This window comes from Butyrivibrio sp. AE2032, from assembly GCF_000702965.1.
On record NZ_JNLF01000004.1, the window covers coordinates 762,522 to 780,753 of the forward strand.

The window sequence follows — 18,232 nt, forward strand, 5'->3', positions numbered from 1 at the left end:
CCTCATTCTATCGCAACCCCGAAAACACTCCCGGATGTGGTTCCTACGACAAGCATGCCTTCGTATACTATCGGAGAAGCCTCAATACAGATACCCGATGCGGTCTCGTTTGATTTGCCGAGATTCCTTCTGGTCTGTATGTAAGTAATTCTCCTCTCCTTGGGGTCGACCCCCGCTTCAGCGCTTATCATGTGTATCTGGCCGATTGAATCGCAAATAACGATGTAAGCGTGCCCCTCTGAATCGTAGAAATCAACAGGCGAGCTGTACGAATAGATGTTCATATTATATTCCCAAACCACGGTACCCAAGTCCTTGTCATATGCAACAACTTTATTACCGCTTGCAAGCCCGTTTGTCATACTAAATGAAAAAATAACCAGATTCGATATGGAACCTTTGCCGATAATCGGGTTGCCGAAGCATCCGCCGCTCTGGTCGGAATCAGAAGATTCGCCGTTATATGTGTAACAGGGTTCTGATGACTGCCATACAGTCTCACCCGTAAGGCCGTTGACCTTATAGATGTATGCGGCACCGCAGTATTCGCCGGTTCCGCCCTGGTTATCGACCTCGGTACCGACATAGACGTACGGCACTCCGCCCTCCTCATTTACGACCGGAGTGATATCCGAATCATCGCCCAATACTTTAGTCCAGACCATGTTGAGCGTGTTGAGATCGAGGCAGCAGAGATTCATTGTGTTATCGACAAAGTATCCATAGTTGCCGTAAACGGCAATTGAACTCTCGACTCCCATGTGGGATCCGACGTTGTCATCAAAGATATATCTGTAACCCGTAACAGAAGGCGATATGGACAGAGTACCTGCAGCCTGGTTGTAATTCGTATTCAGGTCAAACGTGTAGATAATGCCGTTCTCACAGGGCCAGATAAGGGTATCCGTCTCTCCGCTTACGATCGGGGATGAATCGAACGCATCCCAGTTGCTCCTGTACGCGCCGTCTTCTGAACCGTCATAAGAATAAAGCAGCGTGCCGTCTATCAGTGAGTAGATATACATTCCGAAAACATTTCCGCCGTTGTTGTCAGTCTGACCGACGTAAAGGATGGGATATCCTCTCGGGTCGAGAGCGGGCGTGCCTTTTATCGAAGCTCCGACATCGATCGGGTCTCTTGTCTGTTCGCCGTTCTGAAGATTGAAGAAATATATCTTGCCGTCAAGAGCCGCGACAATGACCTCCGTCAGTGACAGCTGCTGCTTGGCGCTGTCGTACATGTCCATGCTGCTTCGTACTGCAGCCGGCCACTCAGCGACAAGGGGCTGTCCCGTCCACCTTACACCCGACCATTCGAAGTTCATGGTCGAAGCAAGCTTCTTGCCGATGCCGGCGAATTCCCATCTCTGGGTAAGCGCGCCTCTGTAAAGGTTTGTGTATCCGAAGGATGCACAGTTCCTGAAGTTGTTGCCTCTGAACGTGAAGATCCCGGGGATCTCTCCGTAGAAAACGGGATCGGTCATGTAAATTGGCTTTTCCCTGACATATTCACCGTCAACTATGTTTCCGGCAACGGTAATCGTCTGATTGATCTTCCTTGCGGAAGGAACGCATTCCGGCGCTACCTGAAGTTCTGTATTGATGAATATGCCCGCAAGACCGGGATAAAGGATGGGATTCTGATAATCGGTAATGGGCGGAACAGGTGAAGGTGTCGGCGAAGCTACAGAGATATAACCGGACTGATCCGTGGTATCGATATTGGCCAAAGTTTCTTTTGCAGTAGCCTTTTTGAAATATACAGCGGCAAGCACGCCCGTAAGGCATACAAACAGAAGCGTGATCACGACTACAAGAGTCATGGTCCCTTCATTCGGATCCCTCGAAGGTCTGTAGAAACTGTTATCAGGCTCGATGTACTGGTCACCGCGAGTCATGATCGCCCCTCTTATCGTTCCTTTCCCAAAAAGTTAACGCATATTGTAACACGGCTGTAATTTTATCTCAAACCATGGGCCGGTTTAAGACTCTCAAAACACTAGAAAAAGCGTGAATTTCAGGGGTTTTGTTGTAGACTTTTGGCAAATTCGGCTATCTTGTCCAGGCGGTGTCTCATGCCTGATTTGCCTATCGGCGGATCCATCATGGCACCGAGTTCGGCAAGCGATGCACCGGGGTTTTCCATATGCGCCTTGGCCGCTTCCCTTAATTCCGGAGAGAGTTTGCTGGCCATGCCTGACTGCATTACCCGAACTATGAGTTCATTTCTCAGTGCAGCAGCTTCAGCCTGTCTTTTGGTGTTGCCGGCATCGCAGTTGACTGTTCTGACGACCTTGCTGTTGACGTCCTTTTCCGCACGGATATTCTCAAAATCCATCATTGCGGAAGGGCTTCCTATGTAACCCAGAAAATCAGAGACATCGTCACCATTCTTAAAATACACGGCATAGGAACTCTTTCTCTGCGATCTGACATATCTTATGGACAAAACATCGAGCGCCGCGCATATGAGCGTGGCATTCTCAGGTTCTTTAACGACAAATTCTATACGGTAACAGTCGGAAGGATCTGAACAGTAACCGCATCCCCAGAAAGCGCCTCTTAAGAATCTCCTCGCATCCTCCACGGAAAGGCTGCCGTTCGCAAATCCCGACAGCAGCTCCTCGCAGCGTTCCCAGAGTTCTGATGAATATATGTCTTTGATCTTTAGTCTTCCATTTGAATAAGAACACTCTATGTTCTCGGCTTCAAAGAGCTGGATTACGACTTCAGAAAGCCTTTCGGGGATCCTTATAACCTTGGCCGAGCCCTTAACGCTGCTCTGGCTCAAAAAGAGTCCGCACAGAGCCGTCTGTCTCTGGACAGCCTTCTTAACGGCTTTTGTGGCCGTCTCAAGCTTGACCCTGACAGAGAAACTGTCTTCCATCAGGTCTCATCCGCCTTCCTGGTATATCTGTGGGGTTCCTTGTCTATGTCCCTGTGGGAGATTATGCACTTGATGCCGTTCTCGGACAGCTTCGAGGCGATCGTCTCGGCGCAGTATACGGATCTGTGTCTTCCGCCCGTACAGCCCACTCCGATATGGACACTTCCCTTGCCTTCCTTTTCATAGAAAGGAATGACAAATGTCAGCAGTTCTGAAGTCATATAGTTGAACTCACCCGTCTCCCTGAAACCTTCAAGATACCTCGCTATCTCCTCATCCTTGCCCGTATAGTTCCTGAGCTGTGGCAGATAAAAAGGATTCGGAAGGAATCTGACGTCGAATACATAATCGCAGTCTACGGGAAGACCGTACTTGAATCCAAATGATTCGACCACCACCAGTATGCTCTGGCTGTCCTCATTCTTGATTATCTCGCCGATGTTCTTGCAGAGCTCGGCATCGGTAAGGAGCGACGTATCGATAACGACAGTGGCTATCCCTCTTATATCCTCCAGCATCTTCCTCTCAGCAGCGAGTGCCTGCGTAAGCGAACCCTTTCTGCCGGCGAGAGGATGCTTTCTCCTTGTCTGCTGATATCTGCTGATGAGAACAGGGTCTGAAGCTTCAAGGAATATGACCTTGTAAGGACATCCGACCTCCTCATCGATAAGGGCCAAAGCCTCATCAAAACCGTCCAGGTATTCCTGCGATCTGATATCGACAACGAAAGCGAGCTTGGGAGTCGAGAAACCTTCTCCGTTCCTGCCCCTGAAGAAGCTCTTTACAAGGTCCGGAAGAACATAAGGCGGAACATTGTCCATACAGAAATAGCCGCAGTCTTCCAGATATCTTACGGCAGCACTCTTTCCGGCACCGCTCATTCCGGTAAGAAATAACAGTTCCATATATTACACCCCGAAATCTCCAACGAGTCTTACTTCCCTCTCAAGCCTGACGCCTGAGTTCTCGTAGACTTTTAGAGTAACATATTCTATTAATCTCATTACATCAGAAGCCTTCGCCCTGCCGCCGTTATTAACGACAAATCCGGCATGCTTCGGCGACACCTGGGCACCCGAATCATCGAGGGCAAAACCCTTGAGCCCGGCATCCTCGATCAGCTTCGCGGCAAAGTATCCTTCGGGTCTCTTGAATGTGGATCCGGCGGAAGGAACATCCAAAGGCTGGCTTGCCGTTCTTCTCGACCGCAGATCATCGACCAATGCGGTTATCTCATCCTTGTTCCCCTTCGGAAGGACCGCTTCAAAGCCAAGGATAACGACATTTTTCCCTTCGGCGTTGAGCTTTTCGAACAGGCTCGTCCTGTAACCGAATCCGCATTCACTGCCGTCTAAGCGTCTGATCTCCGCACCGTCCCAATAACTTACTTTGGTGATAAAATCCTTTGTCTCACCGCCGTATGCACCGGCGTTCATGAATACCGCGCCGCCGCATGAACCGGGAATTCCGCAAGCGAACTCGGCACCCGTAAGCGACAGTTCGGCGCAGTAATTTCCGAATCTGGCAAAAGGAAGACCAGCGCCTGCAGTGATCTTCACCTTGCCGGCACCGAGTTCTTCCGAGGATAGGCTGCTCATGTTCCTGGCGATCCTGATAACGAGACCGTCAAAACCGTCATCCGATATGAGACAATTGGAACCGTTTCCCAAAACAAAAACGCGTATCCCTTTCTCTTCAGCCCATTCGAAAAGACGGGCAACTTCTTCACCCGTGGACGGCTCGGCAAAATACCTGGCCGGTCCTCCGCATCTGAATGTTGAATATCCCGCGAGCGGAATGTTTTCCTGAATACCTGAATCAGCCATCGAGAGACTTACCCGGGAATACCCTGGACACAAGATCCTGTGCGGCATTATATCCCATCTTCTTTACTCTGTAATTGATGGCGGCAGCCTCAACGATTATCGCGAGGTTACGTCCGGGACCTACTGGGATCGTAACCGAAGGAACTTTTATTCCGAGAATGTCGGTCGTCTCCTCATTAAGTCCGAGTCTGTCATATGTCTTCTTCTCGTCCCAAAGTTCGAGGTTGATGACGAAGTCGATATTCTCCTGCGGCTTTACCGCAGATACACCGTAGAGTTCCTTTACATCAAGGATACCGATGCCGCGGATCTCAATGAGATGCTTGATGACATCAGGTGCGCGGCCAAGAAGAGTGGTCTCCGACACCTTGCGGATCTCTATCTGATCGTCTGCTATAAGTCTGTGACCTCTCTTAACGATCTCGAGAGCAGTCTCCGATTTACCTACACCCGACTCGCCGAGGATGAGGATACCTTCACCGTTTACCTCGACAAGAACGCCGTGCATCGACACACGCGGAGCAAGCTCCATCTTCAGGTATTTGACCAATTCTGAGGAAAAATCCGATGTGGCCTGTGAAGTCCGCAGCACCGGAGTCTGGTATTTTCTGGCAGCATCAAGGATCTCTTTGTGAACCTTGTGGTCACGTGTAACGATAAGTGCCGGAATGTTCTTTTCGAAGAGCGCCGATACCGACTTAGCCCTCTCGTCAGACGAGAGATTATCGAGATAAGCGTGCTCCATGTTTCCGATGACCTGGATACGGTCCGGCCCGAAATGATCGTAGTATCCGGCAAGCTGAAGTCCCGGTCTGGTAACGTCGGCGACGCATATCCTTCTGGATTCGATATCGCCTGAATCGTATACGACCTCGAGATTATACTGCTTTACGATCTCTGATAAAAAAACGCTCGAAAAAGGCATTTCTAATCTGTTTCCTCCGTGTTATCCCTGATCAGAACCTGACCTCGACCTCATGTGTCTTGCCGTCGTTCGCTACAGGAAGCAGCGTACCCTCGCACTTTTCGCCGTCAAGAGTTACCTCGATACCGTCCTGAGCACGGATAAAGCCCTCGGGCTTCTGAATATGGATGTCGTAAACGGTTCCTGAAATGGATACCTTTACATCAAGTCTCGTATCGCTCTGTCTGAGGATAGGTTCGACTCTTAATCCGTCGCTCGTAAACTCAACGCCGAAGCACTGGAAAAGGCTGAGCAGGAGCCATGTCGACGTACCGGACAACGTAGGTCCGATATTCTCGCCCGTCTGGCTGTTATTATACTGTGTGCACCATCTCGGGTTGCCGCATGTGGCAAAAGGAGACTCGAGCGTGATATAAGGCAGGATCTTGTCGATGATCCAATAAGCGGTGTCCGCAAGTCTCGATGCGAGAGCCTCGTCCTTGACGCTCTTAGCCGCGCCGAGCATCGCAGAGCATGCCATCATGTTCGCATGCTTGAATACGCCGCCGTTCTCACGGTCACCCGGATAATAAAGGGCAACGTCGATCTTCGGTGCGATCTTCGGATAGTCCACAGTGGAGCAGAGTCTGAATCCGTAAGGAGTCTTTAGGTATTTTTCAAGTGAATCGAGCATCCTGGAGATCTCGTCCTCTGAAGCGACTCCGGCCAGGAGCGACCATGAGAAGCTGTTAAGGAAATATGCTCCGGGATGACCGTCTTCGACGGCAAGTCCGTCTCCTTGTGCGCCGAGATATTTGATATCGGGCTTGGATGACCTGTTGAAGAGGACTCTTGCATAGAAATCGCCCTTCCAGCAGTTCTCACGGAGCGTTGCGGCGAGCTTGACGGAAAGAGCTTTCATCTCTTCTGCATCACTGTCACCGATCTTACCAAGCATCGTCGCTGCCGAATCAAGCGCGACTTTTAAGAGGAAACCGTTCATTACGGATTCCGAATATTCCGATTCATAAGGAACCTCACCGTAAGCCTTACCGCTTGCTGCGATCTGTTCCTTATACTTTGCGATCTTGTCCTTTCCTGAAATACAGTCGGGATCTACTCTCAGACAGTCATTCCAGTCTGCACGGTCGATGAGCGGGATACCGTGCTTGCCGACGGATATCTTTCCGCTGTATGTGATTATGGCTTTGATGGTATCCCTGAGCTTACGCTTGATACCGGGATCGGTCTTTTTCTCTTTGGTGCCGGCCATGGCAAACTCTTCATCGAGGAAAGCATAGTCGCCTGTAAGTCCGAGATATCTGTCCAAAGCCTGAAGGAGCCAGAGTCCGTCGTCAGACCACCAGCCGGGTTCTTTTCCGATCCAATAGAAATTGTGATTGGTAAAACCTTCCTCATAGACATTCTCGATCCAGCCTGCGAGCATCTCCTTGACGAAATCGATCCTTCCCATGCCTGCGAAATAGTACATGGAAGCAAATATGTCCTGGATCTCTCTGAAACCGATCTCACGGTAACCCTTCTGAGTCCAGTCGAGAGATCTCGATACGAATGTCTGATAGAAGACCTGGAACGGGAGATTGTTATTTACGTAAGCCTCGAAATTCTTGTCAGCGTGGGCGATCTTCATGTATCCGGAATACTTTTCGGCAAAATCGATGACATCCTGAAGATCTCTTGTAAGGTTTGAGGGATCCTTGATGTACTCCGCAACAGCTTCAACTTCCTTTGCGGGAGTAACGTCTGCTTCAAATGCGTCGTTGACGCAGTCGGAAGAAAGACACGTGAGGTTATCCGCACGAACGGAGCCGTTCGCCTTGATCTTGAAAGGTGTGGATGTGGCAAAGAAACCCGGGCCCTTTCTAGAAGGCTTTGAAGACAGCGGGAAAATGTATTCCGGCTTCTCAAGACTGCCGGAGCCGACAAAATCCATGTATCTTGCGCTGTACTGGTCGGGGAATACAACACCGTCATCAGTATGGACGACAGTCTCGTTGAACCTGATCTCGCCCTTTGTCCACTTGGGATTGGGATCGCAGCTGATGGCGCGGATCTCATTGTCCTCGTTGAAGAATATCTGGGACTCCTGGACTACCGTGGAGAAGATAACGTCTTCGGAGAGCGCATGTGTCTGCTGTGTGCCGAACATGCCCGTATATACAAGTCTCAGTTCCCTGTCTTCGCCCTTCGTGTTCTCTATATCGATTATCTGGGCTTCGCAGGCAACCGGCAGACCTTCTCTCTGGGGAACGATGAAGATGGTCCTCTTGATCTTAAGCCCGCATGAAAGCTCGTAGCTTATCGTGGTCCTGTTCTGAGAGTGGATAGTCTCGATCTTTTCGAGTCCGTCTGCCACTGCCGCACCGGACCAGAAGATCTGTTTGCCGTTCTCGAGGAGATAGAACTGTCTGTTTGCGGGGAAACCGTTCTCTTCAGGCAGATAATCCCATCTTGTTGCAAGAACCTGTGTATCGGCATGAGATCTGAACGATCCGCCGCCAAGACGGTCTACCGCGCTCTTCGGAGTTGACTGCAGAGGACGGTCAAAACCGATGCGGTTGCCGATGAGCATGTTGGTGTAATAGTGAGGTCCGGGTGAAGGCGTCGAAGGATCGCAGATGAGCTCACCTTTTTCATTGAGACGTCCGCCCCATGTCTCGGTGCTTTCGATCAGTTCGCCGCATCTGCCGGTAACAGCTCCGTCGAAGCCTGCGTCTGAGACATTGCCGCCTTTTTCGGCCAAAGCCCTGATGCCGCCTTCCGCTTTGATGAGAAGAATGCTCATCCCGTCACTGACAGCCTTGTTGAACTGTCCGTAGACCGCATCGTCCGATGCGAGCATATTAACTGCCATGCTGTCGAATCTCAGTCCCGAGATACCGATGACCACAGGTTCTTTGCCGAAACGCACATACTGGGCGGAAATGCCGCCCTTGCAGTTCTCAGCGCCGAACTTTGCGATCAGCAGTTCCTTTGCCGGACATCTTTCGCCTCTAGCTTTTTCACCGATGTAACCCATAATGCTCCTCCGCTTTTTGGATTCTGAATAATTATTCCTGATTTTACGCAAGTAACCCCACGGTTCAAAAAGACTGCGGGGTTCTTGCTCTGTTGATCATAAATTGCCGGTCAGTTGAAGTGATCAGCCAAGCAATACCTCGACCTTGTGAGTATTGCCGTCGCCTGCTACAGGTACGATACAGCCTTCGATCTCGTTGCCGTCGACCGTAAGCTTCTTAACGCCCTTGCAGATGTGGTCAGGATTCTTGATCTCGATCTCATATGTATCGCCTCTGAACTTACGTACAACCTTGAATCCGTCCCATGCGGAAGGAATCGAAGGATCGACTCTGAGGCCGTCGAACTCAGGCTTGATGCCGAGGATGTACTGTGAGATGGCAACCATGTTCCATGCAGCAGTACCTGTGAGCCAGGAGTTCTTGCCCTGACCGAAGTTCTTTGCATCCTTACCGCCGATCATCTGTCCATAGACATAAGGTTCTGTCTTGTGGATGTCGGATGTCTCTTCCGTGAATGCGGGAGCGATCTTTGAGTAATACTCGAAAGCCTTCTCGCCTCTTCCGGCATAAGCCTCGGCGCAGATGATCCATGCATTATTATGTGTGAAGATTCCAGCATTCTCCTTGTATCCGCCCGGATATGTGGAGATCTCGCCGTACTGGATGTAATACTTGGTGAATGCGGGGTTGTTAAGAACAAGTCCGTACTCGCAGTTGAGGTACTTATCGATGGAATCGAGAGTCTTGATGTCAGCGCCGACATCCTTACCGATCTCAGACATAACAGCGAAGCCCTGGGGCTCTATGAAGATCTTTCCTTCCTCACACTCGTGGGAACCCATCTTCTCACCGTTTGCGTCATAAGCTCTGAGGAACCACTCGCCGTCGAATGCGGATTCCATCGTATTCTTCTTCATCTTGTCGATCTCAGCCTGAGCCTTTGCTGCTTCCTCAGTCTTTCCGAGGTGCTCAAGGATGCCCACATAAGCAGGACCCGTATATGTGAAGAGAGCTGCAACAAATACGGACTCGGCGATCTTGGAGTAACCGCCCTCTGCCTTGAACTTCGGATTGGTATAAGTCTGGAAAGACTCACCGGGTGTGTCTGAGAAGCAGGAGAGGTTAATGCAGTCGTTCCAGTCAGCACGCATTGCGAGAGGCAGTCCGTGAGGTCCGAGGTTGTTTACGATGTGATAGAAGGAAACGTTCAGATGCTCGAGCATTGTGTGCTTTCCTTCCGGATCGTCATCGAAAGGAACATTTGCATCGAGGATGCCCCAGTCGCCTGTTTCCTTGATGTAAGCTGCGACAGACATGATCATCCAGAGCGGGTCATCCGAGAAGTCGCCGCCGATATCGGCATTACCCTTCTTTGTAAGAGGCTGATACTGGTGATAGCATCCGCCGTCAGAAAGCTGAGTGGAAGCGATGTCGATGAGTCTTGCTCTTGCACGGTCAGGAATCTGGTGAACAAATCCGAGGATATCCTGGTTGGAATCTCTGAAGCCCATTCCACGGCCGATTCCGGACTCAAAGTAAGAAGCTGAACGTGAAAGGTTGAATGTGACCATGCACTGATACTGGTTCCAGATGTTGACCATGCGGTTAACCTTGTCATCAGGCGTATCGACCTTGTAGATGGAGAGGAGGTTCTCCCATGTCGTGCGGAGTTCTTCAAGTCCTGCAGCAACCTTTTCAGGTGTGTTGTACTTGTCGATCATGGCATAAGCCTTCTCCTTGTTGAGGACCCATGCCTCTCTTGTAAGGAGATCAGCAGGCTTTTCAGAAGCGAACTTCTTGTCCTGCGGATTCTCGGCATAACCGAGGATATAGATAAGCGTCTTGCTCTCGCCGGGTGCGAGAGTGATCTTCTTATAGTGTGAAGCGATCGGTGACCAGCCGTCTGCGAACGAATTTGAAGCCTTGCCGGCCTTTACCGTCTCCGGGTTGTCCCAGCCGTTATAGATGCTTCCGAGGAAAGCGTCACGATCTGTGTCGTAACCGTCGATCTCGTCATTTACCGTATAGAAAGCATAATGATTACGTCTGTCTCTGTATTCCGTTACGTGATAGATGGTTGAACCTTCGATCTCGACGCGGCCTGTTGAGAAGTTTCTCTGGAAGTTTGTGCAGTCATCCTGTGCATCCCAGAGGCACCATTCAGCCATTGAGAAGAGAGCGAATTCCTTTGCTTCGGAACTTTCATTTGTGAGGACTACCTGCTGGACTTCTCCGTCGTAATCCTGGGGAACGAAGAAAGTGACTTCAGCCTTAAGGCCGTTCTTCTTACCTTCGATGATGGTATAACCCATACCGTGACGGCACTCATATTCGTCGAGTTCTGTCTTGACCGGAGACCATCCGGGATTCCAGACAGTGCCGTTGTCATTGATGTAGAAATAACGTCCGCCCATATCCAGAGGAACGTTGTTGTAGCGGTAACGCGTGATCCTTCTGAGTCTTGCATCCATGTAGAAGCTGTAACCGCCTGCCGTGTTGGAGATCAGGGAGAAAAAGCCCTGATTGCCCAGATAATTGATCCAGGGATAAGGTGTTTTTGGAGTGTTGATGACGTATTCTTTTCTTGAGTCGTCGAAATGCCCGAATTTCATGATTGTGCCTCCGTGGTAATATTTTTCAAAAGACTAATCCATTTTACACTATCCAAAAGGCCTTTAAAACATAATAAATATAAACATTCTATGTCTTATGTCATATTTTTGTGCAACTTTTCAAAACACGGAAAAGGCTGCCTCAAACATCTTGAGACAGCCCCTTGTAAATCATAAAGTTGCGATCAGTTGAACTGACGCTATTCTTCCAGCAGTCCCTTTTCGCTCAGCTGGTCCTCCAAAGCCTCCTCGGCCTCCTTGATGGACTCAAAAGAACCCTCGCAGTAAGGACCTACAACGGAGTTGAATGCATTATTGAACGCATCGTCATCCGGACCGGTCATTACAGCTCCGGCATGTAAAGCCGAATCGAGCAGTACAGGATAAGGATTCTGGCCGCCGAGCCACTCGAGAGCGAACTTATCATCGGCCGCAGCTGCCGTCATGAGCTTGACGTTGTTGACGAACTCGCCGTTATTTACCATGTCCTTGAGGTTATCCTCATTGATGCAGACAGCCCTTACGATGTCTGCGGAAGTGGCCTTCTTGTCGCAGTACTTGGATGCCATAACCCATGAACCGCCGCTGTAATAACTTACGGGAGCCGTTGTTACGCCCCAGTCTCCGGCAGTGGGATTTACAGCCGTACCCTCGCCGGGATTGAGACCAAGTTCATACTTGGCAAACTGCAGTGAACCCCAGTATGAGATAACCGTCCTGTCGGACATTGAGTTCTCCCAGGAATCAGTCCACTGCTCTGCGCGGAACGTAAGGTCCTCCTCATAGAGAGTCTTAGCATAATCAAAGAAACTCTCGATCTGGGGATCGATGTTAAGGCTTCCGTCCATGATCCATCCGGTCTCGCGTGTGCTGAGGTAAGCCCTGTATGTTTCGGTATATCCGGACATCAGCTTTACGGAACCTTCGGAAGCGGTGTTTACTGTCCTTGCAGAGGCCAGAACCGCATCCCATGTTGCAAAGCTGGCGGCAATTTCATTCGGATCGGATGTTCCGAGATACTGCTCAGCCAGAGATCTTTCATAGAAAACGCCGCAGGGGCATGCCTTCCAGGCAAGTCCCTTGATTACGCTGTCGTCATCGCTGGCGAACCTGAGCGTATAATCGAACATGTTGGTAAGTTCGGAATAATCGATGCCGAGATCGTTAATGGCGATGGTATTGTCGGAAGCAAGATACTTTCTCGCATATGCCTCATCGCAAGTGAAGATATCGGGCGCCTCGTTACCGTCCGAAAGAACGGCATCGAGCTTCTCGGTATAAGAACCGTCGTTATTCGATATCTCAATGAAATCGTAGTCATTTGCCGTAACTCCGGCATACTTCTCCGCAAGTCCGACAAACTCGGAATTGTGGCCGTAGATCATTATCTTACCGTCATCTTCGTCCTTGACCTCGGCTACCGTTCTCTCCTTGTAACCGTCGATGTCAGCCGGAGCTGCAGTGGTCTCCGTCACGGTAGGCTCTGTTGTCTGTTCTGAGCTTTCCGTCGTCTCATCAGTGCTTACCGTGGGGTCAGCACCGGGCTTATCGCAAGCTGTGACGGCGCCGATGACCATAACAGATGACATCAACAGGGCAAACAGCTTTTTACTCTTCATCCTATTCTCCTCACAAATATTTTTTAATATTATACAAAGGTGCATTCTATAACACATTGCACAGAAGTTCAATCGCCTTCTGTGCAATGTTACAAAATCTTTGTGGCAATATCCGGTATGACCCTAGCGGACTACGGGAATCAAACGATAAGTACGGATGTTCCGTAACGGTTAAGGAAAGCCTGATAAAGAGTGATGTCGATCTCGCTGCTGTAAACCTCGTTGTTTACTACACCGTATACGGTAATGCATGCGCCGTTTCCGCCCTCTCCAATATCAGAGCCTGCTCCTACATAGATCTTCTCAAATTCGGATGCGGACGGTGTCTTTACATTAACAACGGTTTCTGTCGTCTCTGTTTCAGTGGTTGTCTCGACAGTCTCATCCGTGCCTGCAGTTGTGGTCGTTACGGCAGGAGTGGGAATGTTTGCCTCTGCCTTGAGCTTCTCAGCAAGAGCTGACCTGAGAGCTTTTTCAAGGCCTGCAGGGTCTGTCGTAACCGAGGATAAGGTGACATACTGTCCCGAAAGCATGTCGAAGCTGGCAAAATCAATGACCGTGGACTCGTCTTCTTCGACGCCTATTACGTCATATCTCATGAGAATGGACAGAACGCGGCCGTTCGTCGTATACGAGAAGATAACACTGACTGTGTATTCATGTTCAACAACACCCGTAAGCTTCTGAGCAGCCTCAGCTTTGGAAATGACTCGGTTGTATGCGCCTTCGGCTTCCCTGTAGAAACCGTCGACGAGTATGTTTATCGCATTCCTGACGTTCTCATTTGCTGCATCAGTAACGACCAGTCTCTTTCCCTCAAATCTCGCGAGAAGCATGTCATCGTTGTCCGTGTAGGCACTCTCGCTGAAATCCTCGAGCGTAACGGTGAAATCATCAGTAATGATATCGTCCGTATAATCGGAGAAATCAACACGTCTCGGGAGCGGTGTGGGAGAAGGCGTAGCCGTAGGCGTTGCGGAAGGAGTGGGCGCTGCCGTCTCCTCAGTAGTCTCAGCCGTCGTCTCTGTCTCTTCAGAAGCCGTCGTCTCGGGTTGTGTGGGTATCTCTGTCTGGCTGGTCACAAAGGCATTTCCGAGATCGGATATCCCCTGACCGAGTTCATCTGTATTGATGGTGCATGCGGCGAGCATCGTGGTTGCCATGCCTGCCGATATAAGTAAAGCTACGAGCTTGTTCCCTTCGATCTTCTTCATTTGGCTTACCTCCAAACCGTTTTATCATCTTTCTTATTCCCTATGCGGTAAAAAGCCGCATAAGATTATTATATCCTACTTTGAGCTTATTCAGGCAAAATGATGTTATCCTTCCTGAGCGCAACAGAGAAGACAAGACCCTTCGCGGATGTCGCTCTTCTTATGACGATAAGACCCTCCGAACCGGCCAGGAACGCGAGCGCCGTCGCGGAATCGTTCTTCCTCTCCGGACTGAACGTCATCTCCATCGGCACCTGGGCTTTGGCGATTTTCTCGGCCGCATAGGATACGACCTCCGCACCGAGTTCTTCGGCGATACCCTTCACTATCTCGCTGTCCCTTGCGGTATATGAGGCAGCTACAACCGCAACGGCATCAGGATCCAGAAGGTGGTTTATCAGGGATTTTCTGATAGCCGGTCTGCAGTATGCGGGATCGGTCTTCACTTTTATCTCAATGCCAAGGCTTAATATCGAAGGAACAAGGATAAGGTTATTCTCATCATTTCCGGCTCCCAGATAAGTGCATGTGATAAAAACGGAAGGGCCGTTTTTCCCGTCTCTTGCAGCCTTGTACTGCCTGATGAAATCATCGCGCATGTCATAAGGATAACTGTGGAGTGAATAGATCATCGGGTCTATTACAGGGTCGGCGAAAACAACGGGAAGGTCCGTATACACATCGACTCTCTCTCCTGCTCTTATCATCCGGTTCACTCTCTCGAGAGTCTCGGCGTTGTTGACTTTCATGTTGTATTTGGCGATGAGATTACCCAGATCATCCGTGATCTCTTCCTTGCCCTCAAATCCCGAGAAACAAAACGGACCTAACGCCTTAACAACAGCGGAATAGACATTGTCGGTCCCTTTTTCGTACATATTGCTTCCGCGTCTTATAACCGCCGCAAAACGGCCTTCTGGCGACACGGCTATCACGGGAAGATCTCGCGTCTTTTCGGAAATGGTCTCCACCATCGATCGGACCGCCGCTTCAAGCGGAAGGATCATTACTATCGCGCAATCCGTCTCATTCTCGGAGATGACAAAACTTCCGGTCATGAGTTCGGTACCGGTGACATGCCTTCCGCCGATCTCATTTATGAGCTTGCTTCCTGTTGCCACTGCCTTCTGGGATTTGCCGTAACAGATAATGTACATAAACCGGAACCGCCTTTCTCGCATCCTGTAATAACATTACCACTCTTCAACGGGATTCAATGCTAAAATAGTTGAAATTATCGGGAGGACAGATACATGAAGATAGTTATCCTGGACGGTTCCGCGGCAAATCCCGGAGACATATCCTGGGGAAGGCTCGAAGAACTGGGCGAAGTCATCGCCTACGACTATACGGCAAAAGAAGATCTCATAGAGAGAATGCATGGTGCAGAGTGCGCCATCACAAATAAAACAGTCTTTGACAGGGAAGTCTTTGAAAGTCTTCCGGACCTCAGATACATCGGCGTTCTGGCGACAGGCTACAACGTCGTGGACCTTGAAGCAGCCCGCAAACACGGCGTTACAGTAACGAACGTGCCTGAATATGCGACTTTTGCCACAGCACAGATGACAATGGCACTCCTACTTGAACTTACAAACCTTGTAGGACTCCACACGGAATCTGTAATGAACGGCGAATGGTGCCGCTCCAGACAATTCTGCTACTTCAAGTCTCCGTTGACCGAACTGGCAGGAAAAACTCTCCACATTATAGGTCTCGGCAAGATCGGCAGGAGAGTTGCCAGGATGGCATCGAGCTTCGGCATGACGGTAACCGCCACTCCCCACGACAAATCACTGACCGGTTCTGTCAAGGATATTGACGGCACTCCGGTCAGATTCCTGTCTCTCGAAGACGGAATCAGGAATGCGGATGTCATATCACTCCACTGCCCGCTCACCGATGAGACGAAGGAAATAATCAACAGCGATACACTTGCAGGAATCAAGCGCGGAGCCATTCTGATCAACTGTGCCAGAGGTCCTGTCGTTAACGAAAATGCGGTCAGGCAGGCACTGGACAGCGGTCTGCTTGGCGGATACGGCACTGATGTCGTCTGTGTCGAGCCGATGCTGGAGGATAATCCCCTCCTCGGCGCGCCCAACTGTGTGATCACGCCTCACATCGCCTGGACACCGGTTGAGACAAGGATCCGCCTCATCGATGCGGCTGCAGACAATCTCGAGGCATTCTTGAACGGTAATCCTATTAACAAGGTCAACTGACCGGCAAGACAACAAAAAATATCTGTAGAAACGCCGAGGGCATCCCGTTAGATCGGAATGCCCTCGACATGGAATAAGGGATAGATTAAGAAAATTGTCTTATTTTATCTGCATACGCATATTCCCCATTACGTATACAGCCTGATTTTAACAAGCATAAGGTTTTTGGTCAAACTATTTTTTCACTATTTTTTTGCTGTTTTCAATTGTATTGCAAATCCGGCTGCACAAAATGCAACAAGCACAAGCACTCTGACCAGTGAAAGACTCATTCCGACTCCGTCTCCGAGCATGTTTTTTTCAACGATCCCGGCGTACTCTCCTGTGGAAACCGCTGACCAGAGGACCGGTGCGAGCACACCCGATATCACCCTGGCACCCACAAATGCGGTAAAAAGACTTATAGTCCATTTTTGCGCGTAGTAAACGATCACACCTATAAGGAAGCCTGCAAAAAGACCTGCTCCGAGTGTAACGACAATCCTCAGGGCATTGTTCGTCATCCTCTCGAAAAGGAAATTGAAGTCATCATAGAACCAGAAGGCGCATATCAGGGTCGTAACCGCGATCAAAGCCTTCATATAAAGCTTGAACGCAAGTATGCCGAGTCCGACCGTGAACAATACCAGTATTACGGTCTTTGCAATGCCGTTCCATTCAATGCCCAACTCCGAAGTCAGGTTGATAAGGAACCTCCCGAGGACAAAACCGGCCACGCCTCCCGCTATGCCGAGGCTCAGCCTGAAGAGCTTATAACCCGAAAAACACATAAGGCATCCCGCAATAACTGCGATTTCCGTGATAAAAATATCAGACAAGATCCAGTATCTCCTTTACTTCATCTATCCCTGTAGCACTGCAGAGTCTCACCTTTACAGCGGCAGCACCCGGAAGTCCCTTGATATAAAAGGGCATGACACTCCGGAACTCCCTTACGGCAACATCTTCAGGCAGATACTTAAGCCTGCCTTCGAGTTCCCTTATAAGCATTTTCTTCCGTTCAACCGCACCGGGATAACCGGGCATTTCAGTTCCGGCAAGTCCTGCCAGGATCTGTTCAAAGATCCACGGATTGCCCCTTGCCGCCCTTCCGATCATGATGCCGTCGCATCCGGTCTGTTCGATCATCTTCTTTGCCGATGCCGTATCCGTAATATCGCCGTTGGCATAGAAAGGAATGCCGTATTCCCTTACTGCCTCCCGCATTACGGCTATAGCCTCATTAGAGCTCTCCCCGTGATACATCTGCGGCCTCGTCCTGCCGTGAACGCATATCATGTCACAGCCGGCATCAGCCAGAGTTTTTGCAAAATCAGGTCTTCCCTTGTCATCCGCATTGAATCCGGTCCTGGTCTTTACGGTTACCGGCACATTCCTTGGCAGTCCTTGGACAGCCTTCTTGCATTCTCTTACAATGGCTGCCGCTTTTTGCGGATCCTCCATGAGAGCGCTTCCGGACCCTGTCTTTACGACTTTGGGGACGGGACATCCCATGTTTATGTCTATGATCGACACTTCTTTCAGGACAGGCGTGTCCATTATGGTATCTATGGCGGCAGTAAAGTCATCGGGTTCGCTGCCGAAAAGCTGGATCGCGGTGATCCCCTCTTCTTCCGGCGAGATGCGCATGTAGCGCAGGCTCTTTTCGATCCCGTTGTACCTGATCGATCTCGCGCTCACGAGTTCTGTCGGACTGTAAGCTGCGCCCATCCCGTTGCAGATGATCCTGAACGGCAGGCTGCTTATCCCGGCCATAGGGCTCAGAGATATCGGTTTTTTGATATTAATGTCACCTATCTTGACCGATTTCATTAAAACTCCCAAAAAACAGAATTGGTAATAATAAATTTTAAATCTTTTCTTGCTTGAAATAATTACAAATAAGGGACAAAATAATACCCGTA

Annotated in this window: 13 protein-coding genes; 1 reads left to right on the top strand and 12 read right to left on the bottom strand. The window is 49.9% G+C overall.

Annotation, left to right across the window (positions count from 1 at the left end; all coding sequences use genetic code 11):
* Positions 1 to 2: 2 nt before the first annotated feature.
* The 10 genes from BO18_RS17440 to BO18_RS17485 all read right to left on the bottom strand — a co-directional run bounded on the left by BO18_RS17440 (position 3) and on the right by BO18_RS17485 (position 15,260).
* Positions 3 to 1,898: a PQQ-binding-like beta-propeller repeat protein gene (locus BO18_RS17440; protein ID WP_051688889.1), complete on the bottom strand. Its 1,896-nt coding sequence runs from the start codon at positions 1,896 to 1,898 to the stop codon at positions 3 to 5.
* A gap of 119 nt (positions 1,899 to 2,017) precedes the next feature.
* Positions 2,018 to 2,887, bottom strand: coding sequence for a DNA-binding protein WhiA (whiA, locus tag BO18_RS17445; protein ID WP_034448396.1), 870 nt, complete (start codon positions 2,885 to 2,887; stop codon positions 2,018 to 2,020).
* The gene (rapZ, locus tag BO18_RS17450; protein ID WP_034448398.1) at positions 2,887 to 3,792 is read right to left on the bottom strand and encodes an RNase adapter RapZ; all 906 of its coding nucleotides are present in this window, start codon (positions 3,790 to 3,792) and stop codon (positions 2,887 to 2,889) included. The genes whiA and rapZ overlap by 1 nt, the downstream gene beginning before the upstream one ends.
* A 3-nt stretch (positions 3,793 to 3,795) precedes the next feature.
* Positions 3,796 to 4,713, bottom strand: coding sequence for a UDP-N-acetylmuramate dehydrogenase (gene murB / locus BO18_RS17455; protein WP_051688890.1), 918 nt, complete (start codon positions 4,711 to 4,713; stop codon positions 3,796 to 3,798).
* Positions 4,706 to 5,638, bottom strand: coding sequence for an HPr(Ser) kinase/phosphatase (gene hprK / locus BO18_RS17460; RefSeq protein WP_034448402.1), 933 nt, complete (start codon positions 5,636 to 5,638; stop codon positions 4,706 to 4,708). Before hprK ends, murB begins: the two co-directional genes overlap by 8 nt.
* A 31-nt stretch (positions 5,639 to 5,669) precedes the next feature.
* Positions 5,670 to 8,657, bottom strand: coding sequence for a GH36-type glycosyl hydrolase domain-containing protein (locus tag BO18_RS17465; RefSeq protein WP_051688891.1), 2,988 nt, complete (start codon positions 8,655 to 8,657; stop codon positions 5,670 to 5,672).
* Positions 8,658 to 8,780: 123 nt separating this feature from the next.
* Positions 8,781 to 11,270, bottom strand: coding sequence for a GH36-type glycosyl hydrolase domain-containing protein (locus BO18_RS17470; RefSeq protein ID WP_034448403.1), 2,490 nt, complete (start codon positions 11,268 to 11,270; stop codon positions 8,781 to 8,783).
* 200 nt (positions 11,271 to 11,470) lie between these two features.
* Positions 11,471 to 12,889, bottom strand: coding sequence for an extracellular solute-binding protein (locus BO18_RS17475; RefSeq protein ID WP_034448407.1), 1,419 nt, complete (start codon positions 12,887 to 12,889; stop codon positions 11,471 to 11,473).
* A gap of 140 nt (positions 12,890 to 13,029) precedes the next feature.
* Positions 13,030 to 14,103: a hypothetical protein gene (locus BO18_RS17480; protein ID WP_034448410.1), complete on the bottom strand. Its 1,074-nt coding sequence runs from the start codon at positions 14,101 to 14,103 to the stop codon at positions 13,030 to 13,032.
* Between the two features lie 86 nt (positions 14,104 to 14,189).
* Positions 14,190 to 15,260, bottom strand: coding sequence for a hypothetical protein (locus BO18_RS17485; RefSeq protein ID WP_034448412.1), 1,071 nt, complete (start codon positions 15,258 to 15,260; stop codon positions 14,190 to 14,192).
* A 96-nt stretch (positions 15,261 to 15,356) separates the two neighbouring features.
* On the opposite strand from BO18_RS17485, the gene BO18_RS17490 reads away from it, so the two are divergent.
* Positions 15,357 to 16,328 (top strand): D-2-hydroxyacid dehydrogenase, encoded by a 972-nt coding sequence (locus BO18_RS17490; protein ID WP_034448414.1) that lies wholly within the window; start codon positions 15,357 to 15,359, stop codon positions 16,326 to 16,328.
* Between the two features lie 185 nt (positions 16,329 to 16,513).
* Here the strand turns inward: BO18_RS17490 and BO18_RS17495 are convergent, their stop codons facing one another.
* Both BO18_RS17495 and BO18_RS17500 read right to left on the bottom strand, forming a co-directional pair.
* Positions 16,514 to 17,146 carry a hypothetical protein gene (locus BO18_RS17495; RefSeq protein ID WP_034448416.1) on the bottom strand — a complete coding sequence of 211 codons (633 nt, stop codon included), beginning with the start codon at positions 17,144 to 17,146 and terminating at the stop codon, positions 16,514 to 16,516.
* Positions 17,139 to 18,140, bottom strand: a complete 1,002-nt coding sequence (locus tag BO18_RS17500) for a tRNA dihydrouridine synthase (RefSeq protein ID WP_034448417.1) — start codon at positions 18,138 to 18,140, stop codon at positions 17,139 to 17,141. The genes BO18_RS17495 and BO18_RS17500 overlap by 8 nt, the downstream gene beginning before the upstream one ends.
* Between the last annotated feature and the right edge of the window lie 92 nt (positions 18,141 to 18,232).